The 16,575-nt window shown below is 74.3% G+C and carries 15 protein-coding genes; 7 read left to right on the forward strand and 8 right to left on the reverse strand.

The window, feature by feature from the left end:
* Positions 1–8: 8 nt before the first annotated feature.
* Entirely contained in the window at positions 9–923 is a 915-nt protein-coding gene (locus A0J59_RS04940; RefSeq protein WP_047233080.1) for a DUF5996 family protein, read from the reverse strand.
* Positions 924–1,030: 107 nt separating this feature from the next.
* Between A0J59_RS04940 and A0J59_RS04945 the strand changes: the two genes are divergently transcribed.
* Positions 1,031–1,720: a DUF6518 family protein gene (locus tag A0J59_RS04945; RefSeq protein WP_255364997.1), complete on the forward strand. Its 690-nt coding sequence runs from the start codon at positions 1,031–1,033 to the stop codon at positions 1,718–1,720.
* A gap of 4 nt (positions 1,721–1,724) precedes the next feature.
* Here A0J59_RS04945 and A0J59_RS04950 read toward each other — a convergent pair whose 3' ends face one another.
* The gene (locus A0J59_RS04950) at positions 1,725–4,484 is read right to left on the reverse strand and encodes a UvrD-helicase domain-containing protein (RefSeq protein WP_064315408.1); all 2,760 of its coding nucleotides are present in this window, start codon (positions 4,482–4,484) and stop codon (positions 1,725–1,727) included.
* Positions 4,485–4,602: 118 nt separating this feature from the next.
* Here A0J59_RS04950 and A0J59_RS04955 point away from each other — a divergent pair, with 118 nt between their 5' ends.
* Entirely contained in the window at positions 4,603–4,983 is a 381-nt protein-coding gene (locus tag A0J59_RS04955) for a VOC family protein (protein WP_064315409.1), read from the forward strand.
* A gap of 6 nt (positions 4,984–4,989) precedes the next feature.
* Here A0J59_RS04955 and A0J59_RS04960 read toward each other — a convergent pair whose 3' ends face one another.
* From A0J59_RS04960 to A0J59_RS04975, 4 genes are all read right to left on the reverse strand, one after another.
* A complete protein-coding gene (locus A0J59_RS04960; protein ID WP_064315410.1) occupies positions 4,990–5,472 on the reverse strand; it encodes a DUF456 domain-containing protein in 483 nt (160 codons plus the stop codon).
* A 27-nt stretch (positions 5,473–5,499) separates the two neighbouring features.
* The gene (locus A0J59_RS04965; RefSeq protein ID WP_082918751.1) at positions 5,500–6,306 is read right to left on the reverse strand and encodes an alpha/beta fold hydrolase; all 807 of its coding nucleotides are present in this window, start codon (positions 6,304–6,306) and stop codon (positions 5,500–5,502) included.
* Positions 6,303–6,863 carry a PadR family transcriptional regulator gene (locus A0J59_RS04970; protein WP_047233076.1) on the reverse strand — a complete coding sequence of 187 codons (561 nt, stop codon included), beginning with the start codon at positions 6,861–6,863 and terminating at the stop codon, positions 6,303–6,305. Before A0J59_RS04970 ends, A0J59_RS04965 begins: the two co-directional genes overlap by 4 nt.
* A gap of 102 nt (positions 6,864–6,965) precedes the next feature.
* Positions 6,966–7,340, reverse strand: coding sequence for a hypothetical protein (locus A0J59_RS04975; protein WP_064315411.1), 375 nt, complete (start codon positions 7,338–7,340; stop codon positions 6,966–6,968).
* Between the two features lie 444 nt (positions 7,341–7,784).
* Here A0J59_RS04975 and A0J59_RS04980 point away from each other — a divergent pair, with 444 nt between their 5' ends.
* From A0J59_RS04980 to cobA, 5 genes are all read left to right on the forward strand, one after another.
* Positions 7,785–9,533 carry a nitrite/sulfite reductase gene (locus A0J59_RS04980; protein ID WP_047233074.1) on the forward strand — a complete coding sequence of 583 codons (1,749 nt, stop codon included), beginning with the start codon at positions 7,785–7,787 and terminating at the stop codon, positions 9,531–9,533.
* A gap of 215 nt (positions 9,534–9,748) precedes the next feature.
* Positions 9,749–10,432, forward strand: a complete 684-nt coding sequence (locus A0J59_RS04985; protein WP_255365010.1) for a phosphoadenylyl-sulfate reductase — start codon at positions 9,749–9,751, stop codon at positions 10,430–10,432.
* An 8-nt stretch (positions 10,433–10,440) separates the two neighbouring features.
* Positions 10,441–11,451 (forward strand): sulfate adenylyltransferase subunit CysD, encoded by a 1,011-nt coding sequence (cysD, locus tag A0J59_RS04990; RefSeq protein WP_082141245.1) that lies wholly within the window; start codon positions 10,441–10,443, stop codon positions 11,449–11,451.
* Positions 11,451–12,839, forward strand: a complete 1,389-nt coding sequence (locus A0J59_RS04995; protein ID WP_047233073.1) for a sulfate adenylyltransferase subunit 1 — start codon at positions 11,451–11,453, stop codon at positions 12,837–12,839. The genes cysD and A0J59_RS04995 overlap by 1 nt, the downstream gene beginning before the upstream one ends.
* A gap of 10 nt (positions 12,840–12,849) precedes the next feature.
* Complete coding sequence (cobA, locus tag A0J59_RS05000; RefSeq protein ID WP_064315412.1) at positions 12,850–14,244, forward strand: uroporphyrinogen-III C-methyltransferase; 1,395 nt, start codon at positions 12,850–12,852, stop codon at positions 14,242–14,244.
* Positions 14,245–14,313: 69 nt separating this feature from the next.
* Here the strand turns inward: cobA and A0J59_RS05005 are convergent, their stop codons facing one another.
* Both A0J59_RS05005 and A0J59_RS05010 read right to left on the reverse strand, forming a co-directional pair.
* Positions 14,314–14,931: a response regulator transcription factor gene (locus A0J59_RS05005; protein ID WP_156186385.1), complete on the reverse strand. Its 618-nt coding sequence runs from the start codon at positions 14,929–14,931 to the stop codon at positions 14,314–14,316.
* Between the two features lie 77 nt (positions 14,932–15,008).
* A complete protein-coding gene (locus A0J59_RS05010) occupies positions 15,009–16,442 on the reverse strand; it encodes an ATP-binding protein (RefSeq protein ID WP_082918752.1) in 1,434 nt (477 codons plus the stop codon).
* Positions 16,443–16,575 lie beyond the last annotated feature (133 nt).

A 16,575-nucleotide genomic window follows, 5' to 3' on the forward strand; every position in this document is an offset into this window, starting at 1 on the left:
GGCTGCCCTCAGCCCGGCGGGACCGGTCCCGTGAACGCGTCGAGGTCCCACCCGGCGGCCGTCGCCAGCTGACGGTAGGAGCGCTCGAAGAACGCGAGCAGGACGGCGTCGGGGTCCGCCGCGTCGCGCAGCACCCCGCACGGGAGCACCGCCTCGCGCAGGCCGGGGTCCCAGTACCCCGGGGTGAGGTCGAGGTCGGCCATCCCCGGCGGCTGCGGGTAGGCGTACGCGTAGACCTGGTCCGCGTGCGTCGTCGGGTCGCCGGGCCAGTAGCCGACGGCGAGGTTCTCGGCGTTCTCCGCGTAGCGGTAGATGGGCTCGACGGCGTCCGGCTGGTGGAAGGGTCGCCCGTTGAACAGCGTGAGCCCCAGGTCGAACGCGCCCCAGTAGAAGCGCGGCCCGCTCGACTTGCCGTAGAACCCGGAGCGGAACCGCTCCATCACCGCGACGACCCGCTGCACGGTCGCGAGCCACGTGCGCGTGAGCTCGCCGTCCCACTCCCCGACCTCGGTGTCCTCCTCGAACGGCACGGGGTCGGGGATCTCGCGCGGCGTCGACCACACCCGCACGGCCACGTCGAGACGCTCGAGGCACGCGAGCGTGCGGGCGTAGAAGTCGGCGACGGACATCGGCCCCAGCACGATGGTCTCGGTGCGCCCGTCGGACGTGCGGAACGCGACGCGCTCCGCCACGAGGTCGATCTCGACGTCGAGCGCGCGGTCGCCGACCTGCATCACGGGCGTGACGAACCCGCGCGACGTCACGTGGAACGCGACGTTCCACCAGTGGTTGACGAACGGCGTCAGGTCGAGCACGACCTTGCCGATCACCTGGGTGAACAGGTGGAGCGGCCGGCGCGTCGGCTCCCACCGTCGGACGTCGAGGTCGGGCCACGGGGCGGGGCGGGCGGCCGGCTGGGTCACGGGAGGCTCCTCGGGGCTCGGTCGTCCTGCCACGGTAGGACGCCTCGCGCGCCCGTGCCCGACGACGGGGTGACGCCCGACGCCGCCACGGCGCCTAGCGTCGTGGCGTGCCCGAGACGACCTCTCTCCCCGACCGCGCCGACGACCGTTCGTCGGCACCGAACCGACCCGCCGGGGTGACGACGTCGCCGGGTCGCCCCTGGCGGCGCGCTGCCGTCGTGCTCGTCGCGAGCTTCGTGCTCGGCGGCCTGACCTCGTACGCCCAGGGGTTCCTGCCCGACGCCGCGGCGCCCTTCGCGAACTCGGCTAGCGGCTGGACGCTGCTCACGGCGCTCCTGGTCGCCTGGTACGCGCGCGCCCCGCGTGCCCGGACGTGGCACGCCGCCGTGCTGGGCGCCACGAGCTTCGTGCTGCTCACCCTGGGCTACACCGTCGCCGCCGACGTGCGCGGGTTCTTCTACGACCCGACGATGTTCGGCGTGGTCGGCCTGGTCGTCGGCCCGTTCGTCGGCGTCGCGGCGGCGTGGCTGTGGCGCGCGGGCGTCCACGCCGCCCTCGGCACCGCGGCGCTCGCGGGCATCGGCGTCGGCGAGTCGGTGTACGGGCTCACGACGGTCGTCGAGACGACGGGCGCCACCTACTGGGTCGTGATCGGCGTCGTCGCGCTCATCCTTCTCGTCGGCATGCTCGCACGTCGGCTCCGCGGAGCACTGACCGTCGCGATCGCCGTCGCGGGCACCGCCGTCGTCGCCGCGGCGTTCGTCCTCGCCTACCGCGCGCTCGGCACGATCGGCTGACCCGTCAGAGCTTGGTCACCGGTGAGTAGCGCAGCAGGAGGCGCTTGGTCCCGTCGGCCCCGAAGTCGATCTTCGCGACGGCGTTCGGCCCCGCCCCCTCGAGCGCGACGACCGTCCCGAGCCCGTACGCGTCGTGCGTGACCTTGTCCCCCACGGCGAGGTTCGGCACGTCCCCGTCGGCCCGCGGCGTCGCGGACCCGAACTTCGCCCCACCGGACGGCGAGCCGAACGCGGCGCGGGCAGGGGCCGACGACGACGGGTCGTGGCGGGTCTGGCGGGAGCGGCCCGAGGAACGAGGCCCGCGGATGGTAGACCCGTCGTCGTCGGCCCCTGACCGTGCCCCCGACCCGAACCCGGACCGCGAACCGGACCACGAGCCCGAGCCCGAGCCGCGGCCCCAGACCGACCCGCCGGCGCGCAGCGTGGCCATCGACGACTCGCGCCGCCGCCAGTCCCACAGCTCCTCGGGGATCTCCTCGAGGAACCGGCTGGGCGGGAACTCGTTGGCCATGCCCCACGCGGACCGCACCGCGGACCGGGACACGTAGAGCCGCTCGCGCGCGCGGGTGATGCCCACGTAGGCGAGGCGGCGCTCCTCGGCGAGCTCGGCGTCGTCGTGCAGGGACCGCATGTGCGGGAACGTGCCGTCCTCCATGCCGGTGAGGAACACGACGGGGAACTCGAGGCCCTTGGCCGTGTGGAGCGTCATGAGCGTGACGACGCCCGGGTCCTCCTTCTCCTCGCCCTCGTCGTCGCCGTCGTCCGCGGGGATCTGGTCGGCGTCCGCGACCAGCGAGACGCGCTCGAGGAAGTCCGACAGCGTGCCCTCCGGGTCGAGCTCCGTGAACTCCGTCGCGACGGCGTGCAGCTCGGCGAGGTTCTCGACGCGCGTCGCGTCCTGCGGGTCGTCGCTCGCTCGCAGCTCGGCGAGGTAGCCGGTGCGGTCGAGGACGGCGCCGAGGATCTCGGACGGGCTCGCGCCGGAGTCCGCGAGCTCGCGCAGCCCGGTCATGAGCTCGACGAACGCACGCAGGGGGTTGAGGGTGCGGTTGGTCAGGCCGGGGATCTCGTCGATCCGGGCGAGCGCCGCACCGAACGAGATGCGCTCGCGGTCCGCCAGCGCCGCGACGGCGCCCTCGGCCCGGTCCCCCAGCCCGCGCTTGGGGGTGTTGAGCACGCGGCGCAGGTTGACGTCGTCGTCGAGGTTGTCGATCGCGCGCAGGTACGCGACCGCGTCCTTGACCTCGCGCCGCTCGTAGAAGCGCGTGCCGCCGACGACCTTGTAGGGCAGGCCGACGCGGATGAGCACCTCCTCCAGCGCGCGGGACTGCGCGTTGGTCCGGTAGAACACCGCGACGTCGCCGGGGCGCACGCCGTCGGAGTCGCCCAGGCGGTCGATCTCCTCGGCGACGAACCGCGCCTCCTCGTGCTCGTTGTCCGCGACGTAGCCGATGACCTTCGCGCCCGCGCCCGAGTCGGTCCACAGGCGCTTGGGCTTGCGGTCGGGGTTGCGCGAGATGACGGCGTTGGCGGCGGACAGGATGTTCTGGGTCGAGCGGTAGTTCTGCTCGAGCAGGATGGTCCGGGCGTCCGGGTAGTCGGCCTCGAACTCGAGGATGTTGCGGATCGTGGCGCCGCGGAACGCGTAGATCGACTGGTCGGCGTCGCCGACGACGGTGAGCTCGGCCGGGTCGAGCGCGGGGACCTGCGCCTCCCCGGTCCCGCTCGTCGCGGCGTCGGTCGCCGCCGAGTCCTCGCCGACGCCCGCGAGCTCGCGTACGAGCACGTACTGCGCGTGGTTGGTGTCCTGGTACTCGTCGACGAGCACGTGCCGGAACCGGCGGCGGTAGTGCTCCGCGACGGCGGGGAACGCCTGGAGCAGGTTGACCGTGGTCATGATGATGTCGTCGAAGTCGAGCGCGCTCGCCGCGACGAGGCGCGCCTGGTAGCGCGTGTAGACGTCGGCGAGCACCTGGTCGAACTCGGGGACGTTCGCGCCGTGCTGTCCGCCCCGCGCCGCGAGGCCGTCGTCCGTCGCGTGCGCGCCCGAGTCCCGGGCGTAGGTCTCGGGGTCGATGAGCTCGTTCTTGAGGTCCGAGATCTTGTTCGCGAGCGAGCGCGCCGGGTATTTCTTGGGGTCGAGGTCGAGCTCGCGCGTGACGAGCGTGATGAGCCGCTGCGAGTCCGCCGCGTCGTAGATGGAGAAGCTCGACCGGAGCCCGAGCGTCTTCGCCTCGCGGCGCAGGATGCGCACGCACGCGGAGTGGAACGTCGAGACCCACATGTTCCGCGCCGACGGCCCGACGAGGGCCTCCACGCGCTCGCGCATCTCCGCCGCGGCCTTGTTGGTGAACGTGATGGCGAGGATCTGCCCGGCGTTCGACCGGCGCGTCGCGAGCAGGTGCGCGATGCGGTGCGTGAGCACGCGCGTCTTGCCCGACCCGGCGCCCGCGACGATGAGCAGCGGCCCGCCCGCGTGGACGACGGCCTCGCGCTGCTGCGGGTTGAGCCCGTCGAGCAGCGCCTCGGGGTCGAGGTGGGCGTACCGGCCCCTGCGCTCCCCCGTTCCCGGCGACGAGCCGGCGCTCCCCGGCCCCGTCCCGCCGTCCCCGGCGGGCGACCCCGCGCCGTCGGGCACGGCCGGGTCGTCGGTCCAGCGCGGGGCGGTCCGCGGGAGGCGGGACTCGCCGCCGTGGTCGACGCGCGGGCCGTCGAACAGCGTGTCGAGGCCGGGCAGCGGGAGGTTCTCGAAGAGCGAAGCCATAGCCCCTCCAGCCTAGGCGCCCCCGCCCACACCCGGCGCCGCCCCGCCGATGAGTCCTGTCGCCCGCGACGGTCTCCCCGTTCGTCCGCAGCACCTGCCGCACCACGAAGGAGTCACCATGGCGACGACCCACCTCACGGGCGTGCACACCGTCGCGATCCCGGTCACCGACCAGGACCGCGCGCTCGCCTACTACACCGGGACGCTCGGCTTCGAGGTCCGCATGGACGGCGAGCTCCAGGAGGGGTTCCGCTGGATCGAGGTCGCGCCCCCGGGGTCGGCGACGTCCGTCGCGCTGGTCGCAACAGGAGACGGACTCCCCGCGGGCGTCGACACCGGCATCCGCCTCACGACCTCCGACGCGGCCGCCGACCACGCGGCGCTCACCGACGCCGGCGCGAGCACCGGAGACCTCCTGCGCTGGGAGGGCGTCCCGCCGATGTTCTCGCTGCGCGACGTCGACGGGAACACGCTCTATGTGATGGAGATCCCCGGCTGACGCACGTCAGGTGATCGCGAGCCCCACGCCCCACGTCGCCGCCGCGAGGAGGCCCCCCAGGAGCTGGACCAGGATCGTGATGCCCGTGGCCTGCATCGCGGCGACGGTCGCGCGCCACGCGGCGCGGCGGTCCCGGCGGCGCAGGAGCTCCGCGACGAACACGGCGAGCACGAAGCCGATGAAGAGCCCGATCACCGGGATGACGAAGAACCCGACGACGCCCGCGATCCCGCCCCAGACGAGGGTCGACCAGGGGACGTCCGCCCGGCGCATGTGGCGGCCGGCGAGGACGTACTGCGACACCTCGGCGGCGACCACGAGGACCGCGGCGACGGCGAAGACGACCCACGCCGCGGTGCCGCCCGTGACGATCGCCCACACGAGGATCGCGCCGAGCACGAGCACGTTCCCGGGCAGGACCTGCACGACGATCCCGATCAGGCCGACCAGGATCGCCAGTCCGACGAGGACCTCTCCACCGACGTTCACGGGGGAAACCCTCGCACGTCGGGCGCGCTACGCACGCCTCGGGGGAGGCACCAGTCGCGGGTGCGCGACGCCGTCGACCACCCAGGACCGGATCATCGCGCTGAACAGGTCCGGGTCCTCCGCGCTCCACTGATGGTGCATCCCGGGCGCCAGGCGGACGACTGCGTCGGGCACGCGGCGCCCGATCGTCGCCAGGGCGCCCCGGGCGGCACGCAGGTCCCGGCCGCCCGCGACCGCGAGCACGCGGGCTCCCGACTCCGCGAGGCCGTCGGGCCAGCGCCCGCCGTAGACGTCGGGCAGCAGCCGCGCCATGGTCTCGCGGCGGATCGCGAGCCCCGAGCGCACGAACAGGTCGCGCGCGTCCGCGGGGACGCCCATGGCGACGGCCTGACTGCGCCAGTACCAGGGCCGGTCCCAGACCCGGAGCTGCGCGCGGCCGAACGCGCCGGCGAGGCCAGGCACGCCGTCGACCACCGCACCGGACGCGAGGACGGAGCGCACGAGTCCCGGGTGCTGCGCGGCGAGGCGCAGCGCGACGATCCCGCCGAACGACAGCCCGACGACGTGCACCTCCCGCCCGGCGGGGAACGCGGAGACCGTCGCGGCGACGTCGTCGACGACCGCGTCGAGCGACGCCGGGACCTGGTCCCCCCGGCTCCCGAAGCCGAGCAGGTCGGGCGTCCACACGTCGAGGTCGTCCAGCGCCTCGACCTGCGGCTCCCACATCCACGACGCCACGTTGCCCCCGTGCAGCAGGACGACGGAGACGGCACCCGTGCCCGGCGCGCCAGGGCGGGTGGCGGGGTGGTGCACGACGACGTCCGGCGCGGTCACGCGAGCACCTCCCGCTCGGTCTCGTCGAGCCACGCGAGCTCGGTGCGGGCGTGCGCGAGCCCGTGGCGGAGCGTCGCGAGGCGCAGGGCGAGGCCGCGGGTGCCCCGGACGCGGTCCGCGTCGGGGCCGCCGCCCGCGAGGACCGCCGCGACCCGCTCCTCCTCGGCGGTGAGCGTCGCGACCGTCTCCTCGGCCAGCGCGCGTCGGGCCGCGAGGAGCCCCGCGACGCCGTCGTCGTCGAGCTGGTCGGCGAAGAACAGCCGGCCGAGGAAGGGCTCGCGCGAGTCCTCGGGCGCGAGCGGCGAGGCGAGCCAGCCGCGCAGCGCCGCGCGGCCGGCGTCGGTGATCGTGTGGACCTTCCGGTCGGGGTAGCTCTCCTGGGGCACGACCTCGACCTCGGCCAGCCCCGCCTCCACGATCGCGGCAAGGGTGCGGTAGAGCTGCGACCGGTCGGCCGCCCAGAAGTGGCGCACGGAGGAGTCGAACGCGCGCTTGAGGTCGTAGCCCGTCATGGGCCGGACCGTGAGGAGCCCGAGGACGAGATATCGAAGGACCATGCGACTAGTGGACCATGCACATAGTTGCTCGTCAATGCCCCGGTGACGACGAAGGCCCGCCGACGGACGATCCGTCGACGGGCCCCGGCCGGGTCGCTGCGGTCAGTTCCAGAAGACCGCGACGAGGATGTTCACGAGGGTCAGGCCACCGATGGCGTGCTTGACACCCGGTGCGACGGCGCCGTCGGCCGCCTTGGCCCCCTGGCGCTTGGCGACGAACGCCAGCACGGCGATGACGAGCGCGACGACCAGCTTGACGCCGATCTTGGCCATGTCCGGCCCGCCATTCGTCCAGGTCTCCCAGACGGACGCCTCGCCGATGCCGACCATGGCGATCCCCGCGACGAGCGCGGTGAGCGCGCCGTGGAAGACGCCCTTGTACAGGCCCGGCGAACGCAGGGACGCGAGGTAGCCGCCGAGGACGATGGCCCACCCGATGAAGTGCAGCGCGACGAAGACGTTGTAGAGGAACTCCATGGCGCCATCCTATTTGCTGACGACCCTGTCGTGAAAGTTTGCACAAAGTGAGATGCGTCCAGGTCGCGCGCGGTGCGCACCGCGCCCGGGCCATAGCGAGCGGCAAGGGCTCGACAAACCAGACTAGAACGGTCTACTATTTCCGGTTTCCCACCATGCGGACCGGGGCTGTCCACGCCGCTGGACCCCCGCTATCGTTCAGGGCATGACCACGGCAGCCCGCACCCTCCTCGTGACCTCGCGTCACGGGATGCCGGCGTGCGCGCACACGTGTCTCAGCTGTTGTCGCTGAACCGCGCCCGACTCAGCGCGAGCCACGGCTCGCCTCTCTCTCCGAGAACCCCTGAGAACCGGCGCGCGCCGTCGGTCCTCAGCCACTCGCACCCTCGCTGAGCGCTCGCCGTCGCGCGTCCCCGCCCCCGAACGAGGACACGAGGAACACCGATGACGCAGGTCACGACGGTGCCGGACGCCACCCCGGCCCGACCTGAGCGCCCGGCCCGCACCGGTGAGCGGCCGGCCCGCCCGGCGCGCGCCGCCCGGCCGAACGGGCAGTGGAAGGTCGACGGCACCGAGCCGCTCAACGGCAACGAGAAGTGGAAGCAGGAGGACGGTGGGCTGTCCGTCCGCGAGCGGATCGAGACGATCTACGCGCGGGAGGGCTTCGACTCCATCACCGGCGACGACCTGCACGGGCGGTTCCGCTGGTGGGGCCTGTACACCCAGCGCAAGCCCGGGATCGACGGCGGCAAGACGGCCACGCTCGAGCCGCACGAGCTCGAGGACCGGTACTTCATGCTCCGGGTCCGCATCGACGGCGGCGCCCTGACGACCGAGCAGCTCCGCGTGATCGCGGACATCTCGAAGGACTTCGGCCGCGACAGCGCCGACATCACCGACCGTCAGAACATCCAGCTCCACTGGGTCGAGGTCGAGAACGTCCCGGAGATCTGGCGCCGCCTGGAGGCCGTCGGCCTCCAGACCACGGAGGCGTGCGGCGACGTCCCGCGCGTCGTGCTCGGCAGCCCCGTCGCGGGGATCGCCGCCGACGAGCTCATCGACATCGGTCCGGCCGTCGCGGGGATCACCGAGAAGTACATCGGCGTCCCCGAGCTCGCGAACCTCCCGCGCAAGTTCAAGACCGCGCTCACCGGGCACCCGAGCCAGGACGTCGTGCACGAGATCAACGACGTCGCGTTCGTGGCGCACCGCCACCCCGAGCTCGGCATCGGGTTCGACCTGTGGGTGGGCGGCGGGCTGTCCGCGAACCCGCGCCTCGGCGAGCGCCTCGGGGCGTTCGTCACCGAGGAGCAGGTGCCCGACGTCTGGCACGGCGTCGTGCAGATCTTCCGCGACTACGGCTACCGCCGGCTGCGCAACAAGGCGCGCCTCAAGTTCCTCCTCGCCGACTGGGGGCCCGAGAAGTTCCGCGAGGTCCTCGAGACCGAGTACCTCGGGTACGCGCTGCCGGACGGCCCGCCCGCCCCCAAGCCGCCCGTGCCCGGCGACCACGTGGGCGTGCACAAGCAGAAGGACGGGCTCAACTACGTCGGTGCGGCGCCGTACGTCGGCCGCGTGTCCGGGACGATCCTGGCGAACGTCGCCGACCTCGCCGAGTCGGTCGGCTCGCACCGCGTGCGCCTCACGCCCCACCAGAAGCTCCTCGTGCTCGACGTGCCGGACGAGCAGGTCGAGCACGTCGTCTCGACGCTCAAGGCCAACGGGCTCGACGCCAACCCGAGCCCGTTCCGCCGCAGCACGATCGCCTGCACGGGCATCGAGTACTGCAAGCTCGCCATCGTCGACACCAAGGACACCGCGACCGCCACGATCGACGAGCTCGAGAAGCGGCTCGGCGACCTGTCGCACATGAAGCCGCTCTCGCTGCACGTCAACGGGTGCCCCAACTCGTGCGCACGCATCCAGACGGCGGACATCGGGCTCAAGGGTCAGCTCGTGATGGACGACGACGGCGAGCAGGTCCCGGGCTTCCAGGTCCACCTGGGCGGCGGCCTGGCGTCCGACGACCGCGAGGTCGCCGGCATGGGCCGCACCGTGCGCGGCCTCAAGGTCACCGCGACCGACCTGCCCGACTACGTCGAGCGCGTCGTCCGGCGGTACGAGGCCGACAAGGACGGGACCGAGACCTTCGCCGAGTGGGCGCACCGAGCCGACGAGGAGGCGCTCCAGTGAGCGAGGACCAGGGCGTGACGACCACCACCGCCGGCACACCGCCGTCGGGCACCACCGACCCGCTGGCCGCGCTGCGCGCCGCGGCGAGGGCGAAGGCCGAGCAGCGCGAGAGCGCGAAGGCGGCGCACCACGCGGAGCGCGCCCGGCAGGTCGAGCAGGGCCGCGAGAAGCGGTCCCTCGACGAGCTGCGCGAGATCGCGCGGCGCGGCGCGGAGCTGCTGCACGGCGCCGGCACGCCCGGCGTCGAGGGGGCCACCCGCCCGGAGGCGACGGCCGAGGAGGTCATCGCCTGGGCGGCGCGCGAGTTCGGGACGTCCGTCGCGGTCGCGTGCTCTATGGCCGACGCCGTGCTCCCCCACGTCGTGGCGGCGCAGATTCCCTGGGTCGACGTGCTGTTCCTCGACACGGGCTACCACTTCGCCGAGACGGTCGGGACGCGCGACGCCGTCGAGCAGCAGATGGACGTGACGGTCGTCGACGTCCGGCCCGAGCTCACCGTCGCCCAGCAGGACGCGGCGCACGGCAAGGACCTGTTCGGTCGCGACCCGGCGCTGTGCTGCCAGATGCGCAAGGTCGAGCCGCTGCACCGCACGCTCGCGGGCTACGAGGTGTGGGTCACGGGCGTGCGCCGCGACGAGGCGCCGACCCGGACGAGCACCCCGCTCGTGACCTTCGACGAGAAGAACGGGCTCGTGAAGATCAACCCGCTCGCGGCCTGGTCGTTCGACGACCTGCTCGCGTACGCCGCACGGCACCAGGTGATCCTCAACCCCCTGCTGAACGACGGCTACCCGTCGATCGGCTGCCAGCCGTGCACCCGGCGCGTCGCGCCGGGCGAGGACCCGAGGGCCGGCCGCTGGGCGGGGCTCGACAAGACAGAGTGCGGACTCCACGTATGAGGACGGGCATGACGACCATCGACCTGACGACCGACGCACCGGGCTCCCCCGCCGGTGCTCTTGCCGGCGCCTCCGCAGAGGCTGCACCGGTCCCCGCCACGGCGCTGCCGGGCGGGCGCCGCCTCGCGCAGCTCGACGCTCTGGAGAGCGAGGGCATCCACATCATCCGCGAGGTCGTCGCCGAGTTCGAGCGGCCCGTGCTGCTGTTCAGCGGCGGCAAGGACTCCGTGGTGATGCTGCACCTCGCGGTCAAGGCGTTCGCGCCCGGCCCGGTGCCGTTCCCCGTGCTCCACGTGGACACCGGCCACAACTTCCCCGAGGTGCTCGCCTACCGCGACGCGACCGCGCAGCGCCTCGGCCTGCGGCTCGAGGTCGCGAGCGTGCAGGACTACCTCGACGACGGCCGCCTGCGCGAGCGCGCCGACGGCACGCGCAACCCCCTCCAGACGCAGCCGCTGCTCGACGCGATCTCCGGCCACCGGTTCGACGCCGTGTTCGGCGGCGGCCGTCGCGACGAGGAGAAGGCGCGCGCCAAGGAGCGCGTGTTCTCGCTGCGCGACGAGTTCGGCCAGTGGGACCCGCGCAACCAGCGCCCGGAGCTGTGGAACCTCTACAACGGGCGCCACCGCCCGGGCGAGCACGTGCGCGTGTTCCCGCTGTCGAACTGGACCGAGCTCGACGTGTGGCGCTACATCGCGCGCGAGCGGATCGAGCTTCCCGAGCTCTACTACGCGCACGAGCGCGAGGTGTTCGACCGCGACGGGATGCTGCTCGCCGTCGGGCCGTACTCGGAGCCCCGCACCGACGCCGAGACGGCGTCCCTGCGCACCGAGACGGTGCGGTACCGGACCGTCGGCGACATGTCGTGCACCGGCGCCGTGCGCTCGGACGCGACGGGCGTCGACGACGTCATCGCGGAGGTCGCGGCGACGCGCATCACCGAGCGCGGCGCGACCCGCGCCGACGACCGCCTCTCCGAGGCCGCCATGGAGGACCGCAAGAAGGAGGGGTACTTCTGATGGGCACCCAGACCAGCACCGGCACCGTCACCGAGGACGCGGCGCCGCCGCTCGACGACGCGCGCCGCGGCACGCTGCTGCGCCTCGCGACGGCGGGGTCCGTCGACGACGGCAAGTCCACGCTCGTGGGCCGCCTGCTCTTCGACTCGAAGTCCGTGCTCGCCGACCAGCTCGACGCGGTCGAGCGCGTCTCGCGCGACCGCGGGCTCGAGTCGGCCGACCTCGCGCTGCTCACCGACGGCCTGCGCGCCGAGCGCGAGCAGGGCATCACCATCGACGTGGCATACCGGTACTTCGCGACCGCGCGCCGGTCGTTCATCCTCGCCGACTGCCCCGGGCACGTGCAGTACACGCGCAACACCGTCACGGGCGCGTCGACCGCGGACGTCGTCGTGCTGCTCATCGACGCGCGCAAGGGCCTGCTCGAGCAGACGCGCCGCCACCTCGCGGTCGCGAGCCTCCTGCGGGTGCCCCACGTCGTCGTCGCGGTCAACAAGATCGACCTCGTCGACTACAGCGAGGCCCGGTACGAGGAGCTCGCGGCGGACATCCGCGCGGCCGCGACGTCGCTCGGCGTCGGCGACGTCCACACCATCCCCGTGTCCGCGCTCGTGGGCGACAACGTGGTGGACCGGGCGAGCGCGAACACGCCCTGGTACGACGGCCCGAGCCTGCTCGAGCTGCTCGAGGAGCTCCCGACCGGCGACGACCCGGAGACCGAGGCGTTCCGCTTCCCCGTCCAGGTCGTCATCCGCCCGCAGGCCGCGGCCGACGAGCGCTACCGCGACTACCGCGGGTACGCCGGCCAGGTGGCGTCGGGCGTCGTGACGGTCGGGGACGAGGTCGTGGTGCTGCCGTCCGGTCGCCGCACGACCGTCGTCGGGATCGACACGGCAGACTCCCTCGCGTCCGGCGAGGAGCTCACGGAGGCGTTCGCGCCGCAGTCCGTGACGATCCGCCTCGCCGACGACGTGGACGTCGCGCGCGGCGACCTCATCGCCTCCGCGGCGGAGGCGCCCGAGGTCACGCAGGACGTCGAGGGCACCGTCGCGTGGCTCAGCGACCGCCCGCTCCTGCCCGGTGCGCGCGTGCTGCTCAAGCACACGACCCGCACGGTGCAGGCCGTCGTGCGCGACGTCGTCGGGCGGCTCGACCTCGACACCGCCGAGCTCGAGCCCGCCGAGCGCCTCGACCTCAACGACATCGGCCGCGTGACGCTGCGGCTCGCGTCCCCGGTCGCCGCCGAGGAGTACGTCGTGGCCCGGCGGACGGGCGCGTTCCTGCTCGTCGACGGCCAGGACGGCGGCACGCTCGCTGCCGGCATGGTCGGCGACGCGCTCGCCGCCGCCCGCCGTCCGGCGTCCCGGCCCGGCTCGTACGCGATCTAGGCTGGAACCCGTGACCGCACCCGAGCACGAGACGTACCCCCTGGGCCTGCGTCTCGACGGCCGCCGGACCGTCGTCGTCGGCGGCGGTCCCGTCGCGGCACGGCGCGCGCGCGGCCTCCTCGACGCGGGCGCCGTCGTGTCGGTCGTCGCGCCGTTCGTGTGCGAGGACCTCGCGGAGCTGCTCGCGGTCCACGGGACCGAGGACGCGGGGGGCGCCCACGGTCACGCGGGCGCGCCCCGGGACCGCGGCGCGCGGCTGTCGTGGGTGCGGCGCGACTACCTCACGGGGGACCTCGACGGCGCGTGGCTCGTCCACACCGCGACCGGCGACCCCCACGTGGACGCCGAGGTCGCCGCCGATGCCGAGTCCGACCGGGTCTTCTGCGTCGCCGCGGGCGACGCGGACCTCGCGACCGCGTGGGTGCCCGCCGTGGCGCGCACGCGCGTCCCGAGCGCGGTCCCGGACGAGGCGGCTCGCGACATCGCGCGCGGCCCGGCCGCAGAGGTCACGGTGTCGGTCAACGCGGGCCGGGACCCGCGCCGCGCCCAGCGGGTGCGCGACGCCGTCGCCGCGCTGCTCGAGGCGGGAGAGCTCCCGCTCCGGGCCGTGCGCCCGGAACGTGCACGGCCCGCGGCCGACGACGACGCCCACCTCGCCGGCGCCGTCTCTGGACCGCTCGTGCGGCCGCTCGGGAGCGTCGCGCTCGTCGGGGGCGGCCCCGGCGACGCCGGGCTGATCTCCGTGCGGGGACGCCGCCTCCTCGCGGAGGCGGACGTCGTCGTGGTCGACCGGCTCGGGCCGCGCGGCCTGCTCGCCGAGCTCGGCGACGACGTCGAGGTCGTGGACGTCGGCAAGACGCCGGGCCACCACCCGGTGCCGCAGGCGGAGATCAACCGGATCCTCGTGCACCACGCGCTCGTCGGGCGGCGGGTCGTGCGGCTCAAGGGCGGCGACCCCTACGTGTTCGGGCGCGGCGGCGAGGAGCTCGACGCGTGCCGCGAGCACGGCATCCCGGTGGAGGTCGTGCCGGGCGTGACGAGCGCCGTCTCCGTGCCCGCCGCGGCGGGCATCCCGGTGACGCACCGCGGTCTGTCGCGCGGGTTCACCGTGCTCACCGGGCACGAGGACGTGGGCAAGGTCCCCGCCGCGAGCGACCACACGGTCGTCCTGCTCATGGGCGTCTCGCGGCTCGCGGAGACGGCGGCCGCGCTCGTCGCGCAGGGCCGCTCGCCGCAGACGCCCGTCGCGGTCGTCGAGGACGGCTACGGCCCGCGCCAGCGGACGACGGTCGGCACGCTCGCGACCATCGCCGACCGTGCCCGCGAGGCGGGCGTCCGCCCCCCGGCGGTCACGGTCGTGGGCGACGTCGTCACCCTCTCCCCCGCCTGGCCACCGACCCCCTGAAGCTGGGCATGAGATGGGCCTGGTTCTCGGTCGAGAACCGGGCCCATCTCATGCCACAACGCCTCGGGGCTACAGGAGGCGGCGCTGGGCCGCCCAGCGGGTGAGCTCGTGGCGGGACGAGAGCTGGAGCTTGCGCAGGACCGCGGAGACGTGGGTCTCGACCGTCTTGATCGAGATGAACAGCTCGGACGCGACCTCGCGGTAGGTGTAGCCGCGCGCGATGAGGCGCATGACCTCCTGCTCGCGGGCCGAGAGCCGGTCGAGCTCGTCGTCGCGCACCGCGACGTCGCCCGCGCCCGTGCCGAACGCGTCGAGCACGAACCCGGCGAGGCGCGGCGAGAACACCGCGTCGCCGCCCGCGACCTGCCCGACGGCCGCCGACAGGTCCGGCCCGGAGATCGCCTTGGTCACGTACCCGCGCGCCCCGGCGCGGATGACCGCGACGACGTCCTCCGCCGCGTCGGACACCGACAGCGCGAGGAACCGCACGTCGCCGAGCAGGTCGGCGCAGCGCTGGATGACCTCGGCGCCGCCGCCCCCGTTCCCGCCGGGCAGGTGCACGTCGAGCAGCACGACCGGGGGCCGCAGCTCGTGCACGCGCGCGACCGCGGACTCGACGTCGTCCGCCTCCCCCACCACGGCGACGAGCGCCGGGTCGAGGCTCGCGCGCACGCCCGCCCGGAACATGTGGTGGTCGTCGACGAGCACCACCGGGACGGGGCCGGTCGCAGGGACGCCGTCGGCGGGCGTGCTGGGGATGGTCGTCACGGGTCCTCCTGGTTCGACGGGGCGCTCGACGGGGTGCCCGACGGCGGGCGGGCGGGCTCGGGCTCTGCCGTCACGGCCCGTGGCACGCGCAACCGTACCTCCGTGCCCCACCCCGGCCTGCTGATGATCTCGGCCTTGCCGCCGCGCCGCTGGACCCGGCCGAGGATCGACTCCCGCACGCCGAACCGGTCGGGCGCGACGTCCTCCATGTCGAAGCCGTCCCCGCGGTCGCGCACGAACACCTCGACGGCGGCGTCGCTGACCTCCAGGTAGACCGAGTAGGGCGGCCCGCCGTGCGCGACGGCGTTGACGAGCGCCTCGCGCGTCGCCTGGAGCAGCGCCGCGGTCTCCTGGGTGGGCGTGCAGTCCCCCACCACGACGACGTCCACGACGACCGGACCGGGGTCGGCCTCGCCGGTCACCCCGCCGCCGGTCGACCCGACGGGCGCCCCGATGGGCTCCGCACGCCGGCCCACGCGCCCGTCCTCGACCTCCGCGACGAGCCCCCGCAGCTCGGCGGCGAGCGACGTCCCGGGCGAGGGTCGGTCGTCGTAGAGCCACTCGCGCAGCTCGCGTTCCTGGGCGCGCGCCAGGCGCGCGACGGTGTCGGCGTCCGACGACCGCGCCCGGATGAGCGCGAGCGTCTGGAGCACCGAGTCGTGCAGGTGCGCGGCGATGTCGGCGCGCTCGGCCTCGCGGGCGCGCGCGGCGCGCTCGTTCCCGAGCTCCCGCACGAGCTTGAGCCACCACGGGGCGAGCACGATCGCGACGCCGGCGAGCACCGCGACCGCCGCGACGGCCGCGCGCACGATCTGCGTGGGCCGCGCGTCCTGCCCCACGAGGAGGACGATGCCCACGAGCACCAGCACCACCCCGCCCGCGATGCGCAGGACGCCCGCCGGCGTGCGGCCGCCGGCCCGGGTGAGGAGCCGGCCGCGCTCGACGGCGTCGAGCTGGCTCCACGCGAGCGCCGCGCCCGCGAGCGCGATGAGGACGGGGATGACCCAGGAGACCTCGACGTCGACGCCGGTCCGCAGCGCCACGAGCAGCGCGGCGCCGCCCAGCAGCACCACGCCGATCGCGACGTCGCGCACGGGGAGCCGGCGCACGCTGCCCTGGAGCCGCGGCGCGAGGCGCGACAACGACGCCGGGCGCTGCTCGTCGCGCGCCGCGGCCGGGTCGCCGGACGGCACCGTGAGCCACCAGAACACGTAGAGCGCGACGCCGGCGCCGCCCGCGAGCCCGAGGAACGCCATCACGAGGCGCACGACCCCGACGCTCACGCCCAGGTGCGCCGCGAGCCCCGCGCACACGCCGGCCACCCATCGGCCGCGCTCGGGGCGGCGCAGCGGCAGGTCGCGCGGTCGGGAACCGGACCCGGCACCGGTCGGTGCGCCGGGCCACGGGCCGGGACGGGCAGGAGTCGTCACCCCCCGATCGTCACACGTCCCGGGCGCCCGGAGCGTCCCCGGACGGGGAAACCAGGGTCGCGCGGCGGCCGGTTCAGGGTCGGGTCAGGGTGGCACCCGATACCGGCGACGCGGCGCCGAGGCCAGCATGGTG

This window comes from Cellulosimicrobium sp. I38E (assembly GCF_001647255.1).
GTDB classification, from domain to species: Bacteria; Actinomycetota; Actinomycetes; order Actinomycetales; family Cellulomonadaceae; genus Cellulosimicrobium; species Cellulosimicrobium cellulans_E.

Coding starts and splice junctions, on each gene's coding strand:
- A0J59_RS04980 (WP_047233074.1), top strand. CDS start 7,785: ATGACGCAGGTCACGACGGTGCCGGACGCCACCCCGGCCCGACCTGAG.
- A0J59_RS04975 (WP_064315411.1), bottom strand. CDS start 7,340: ATGGAGTTCCTCTACAACGTCTTCGTCGCGCTGCACTTCATCGGGTGG.
- A0J59_RS04955 (WP_064315409.1), top strand. CDS start 4,603: ATGGCGACGACCCACCTCACGGGCGTGCACACCGTCGCGATCCCGGTC.
- A0J59_RS04950 (WP_064315408.1), bottom strand. CDS start 4,484: ATGGCTTCGCTCTTCGAGAACCTCCCGCTGCCCGGCCTCGACACGCTG.
- A0J59_RS04995 (WP_047233073.1), top strand. CDS start 11,451: ATGGGCACCCAGACCAGCACCGGCACCGTCACCGAGGACGCGGCGCCG.
- A0J59_RS04970 (WP_047233076.1), bottom strand. CDS start 6,863: ATGGTCCTTCGATATCTCGTCCTCGGGCTCCTCACGGTCCGGCCCATG.
- A0J59_RS05005 (WP_156186385.1), bottom strand. CDS start 14,931: ATGTTCCGGGCGGGCGTGCGCGCGAGCCTCGACCCGGCGCTCGTCGCC.
- cysD (WP_082141245.1), top strand. CDS start 10,441: ATGACGACCATCGACCTGACGACCGACGCACCGGGCTCCCCCGCCGGT.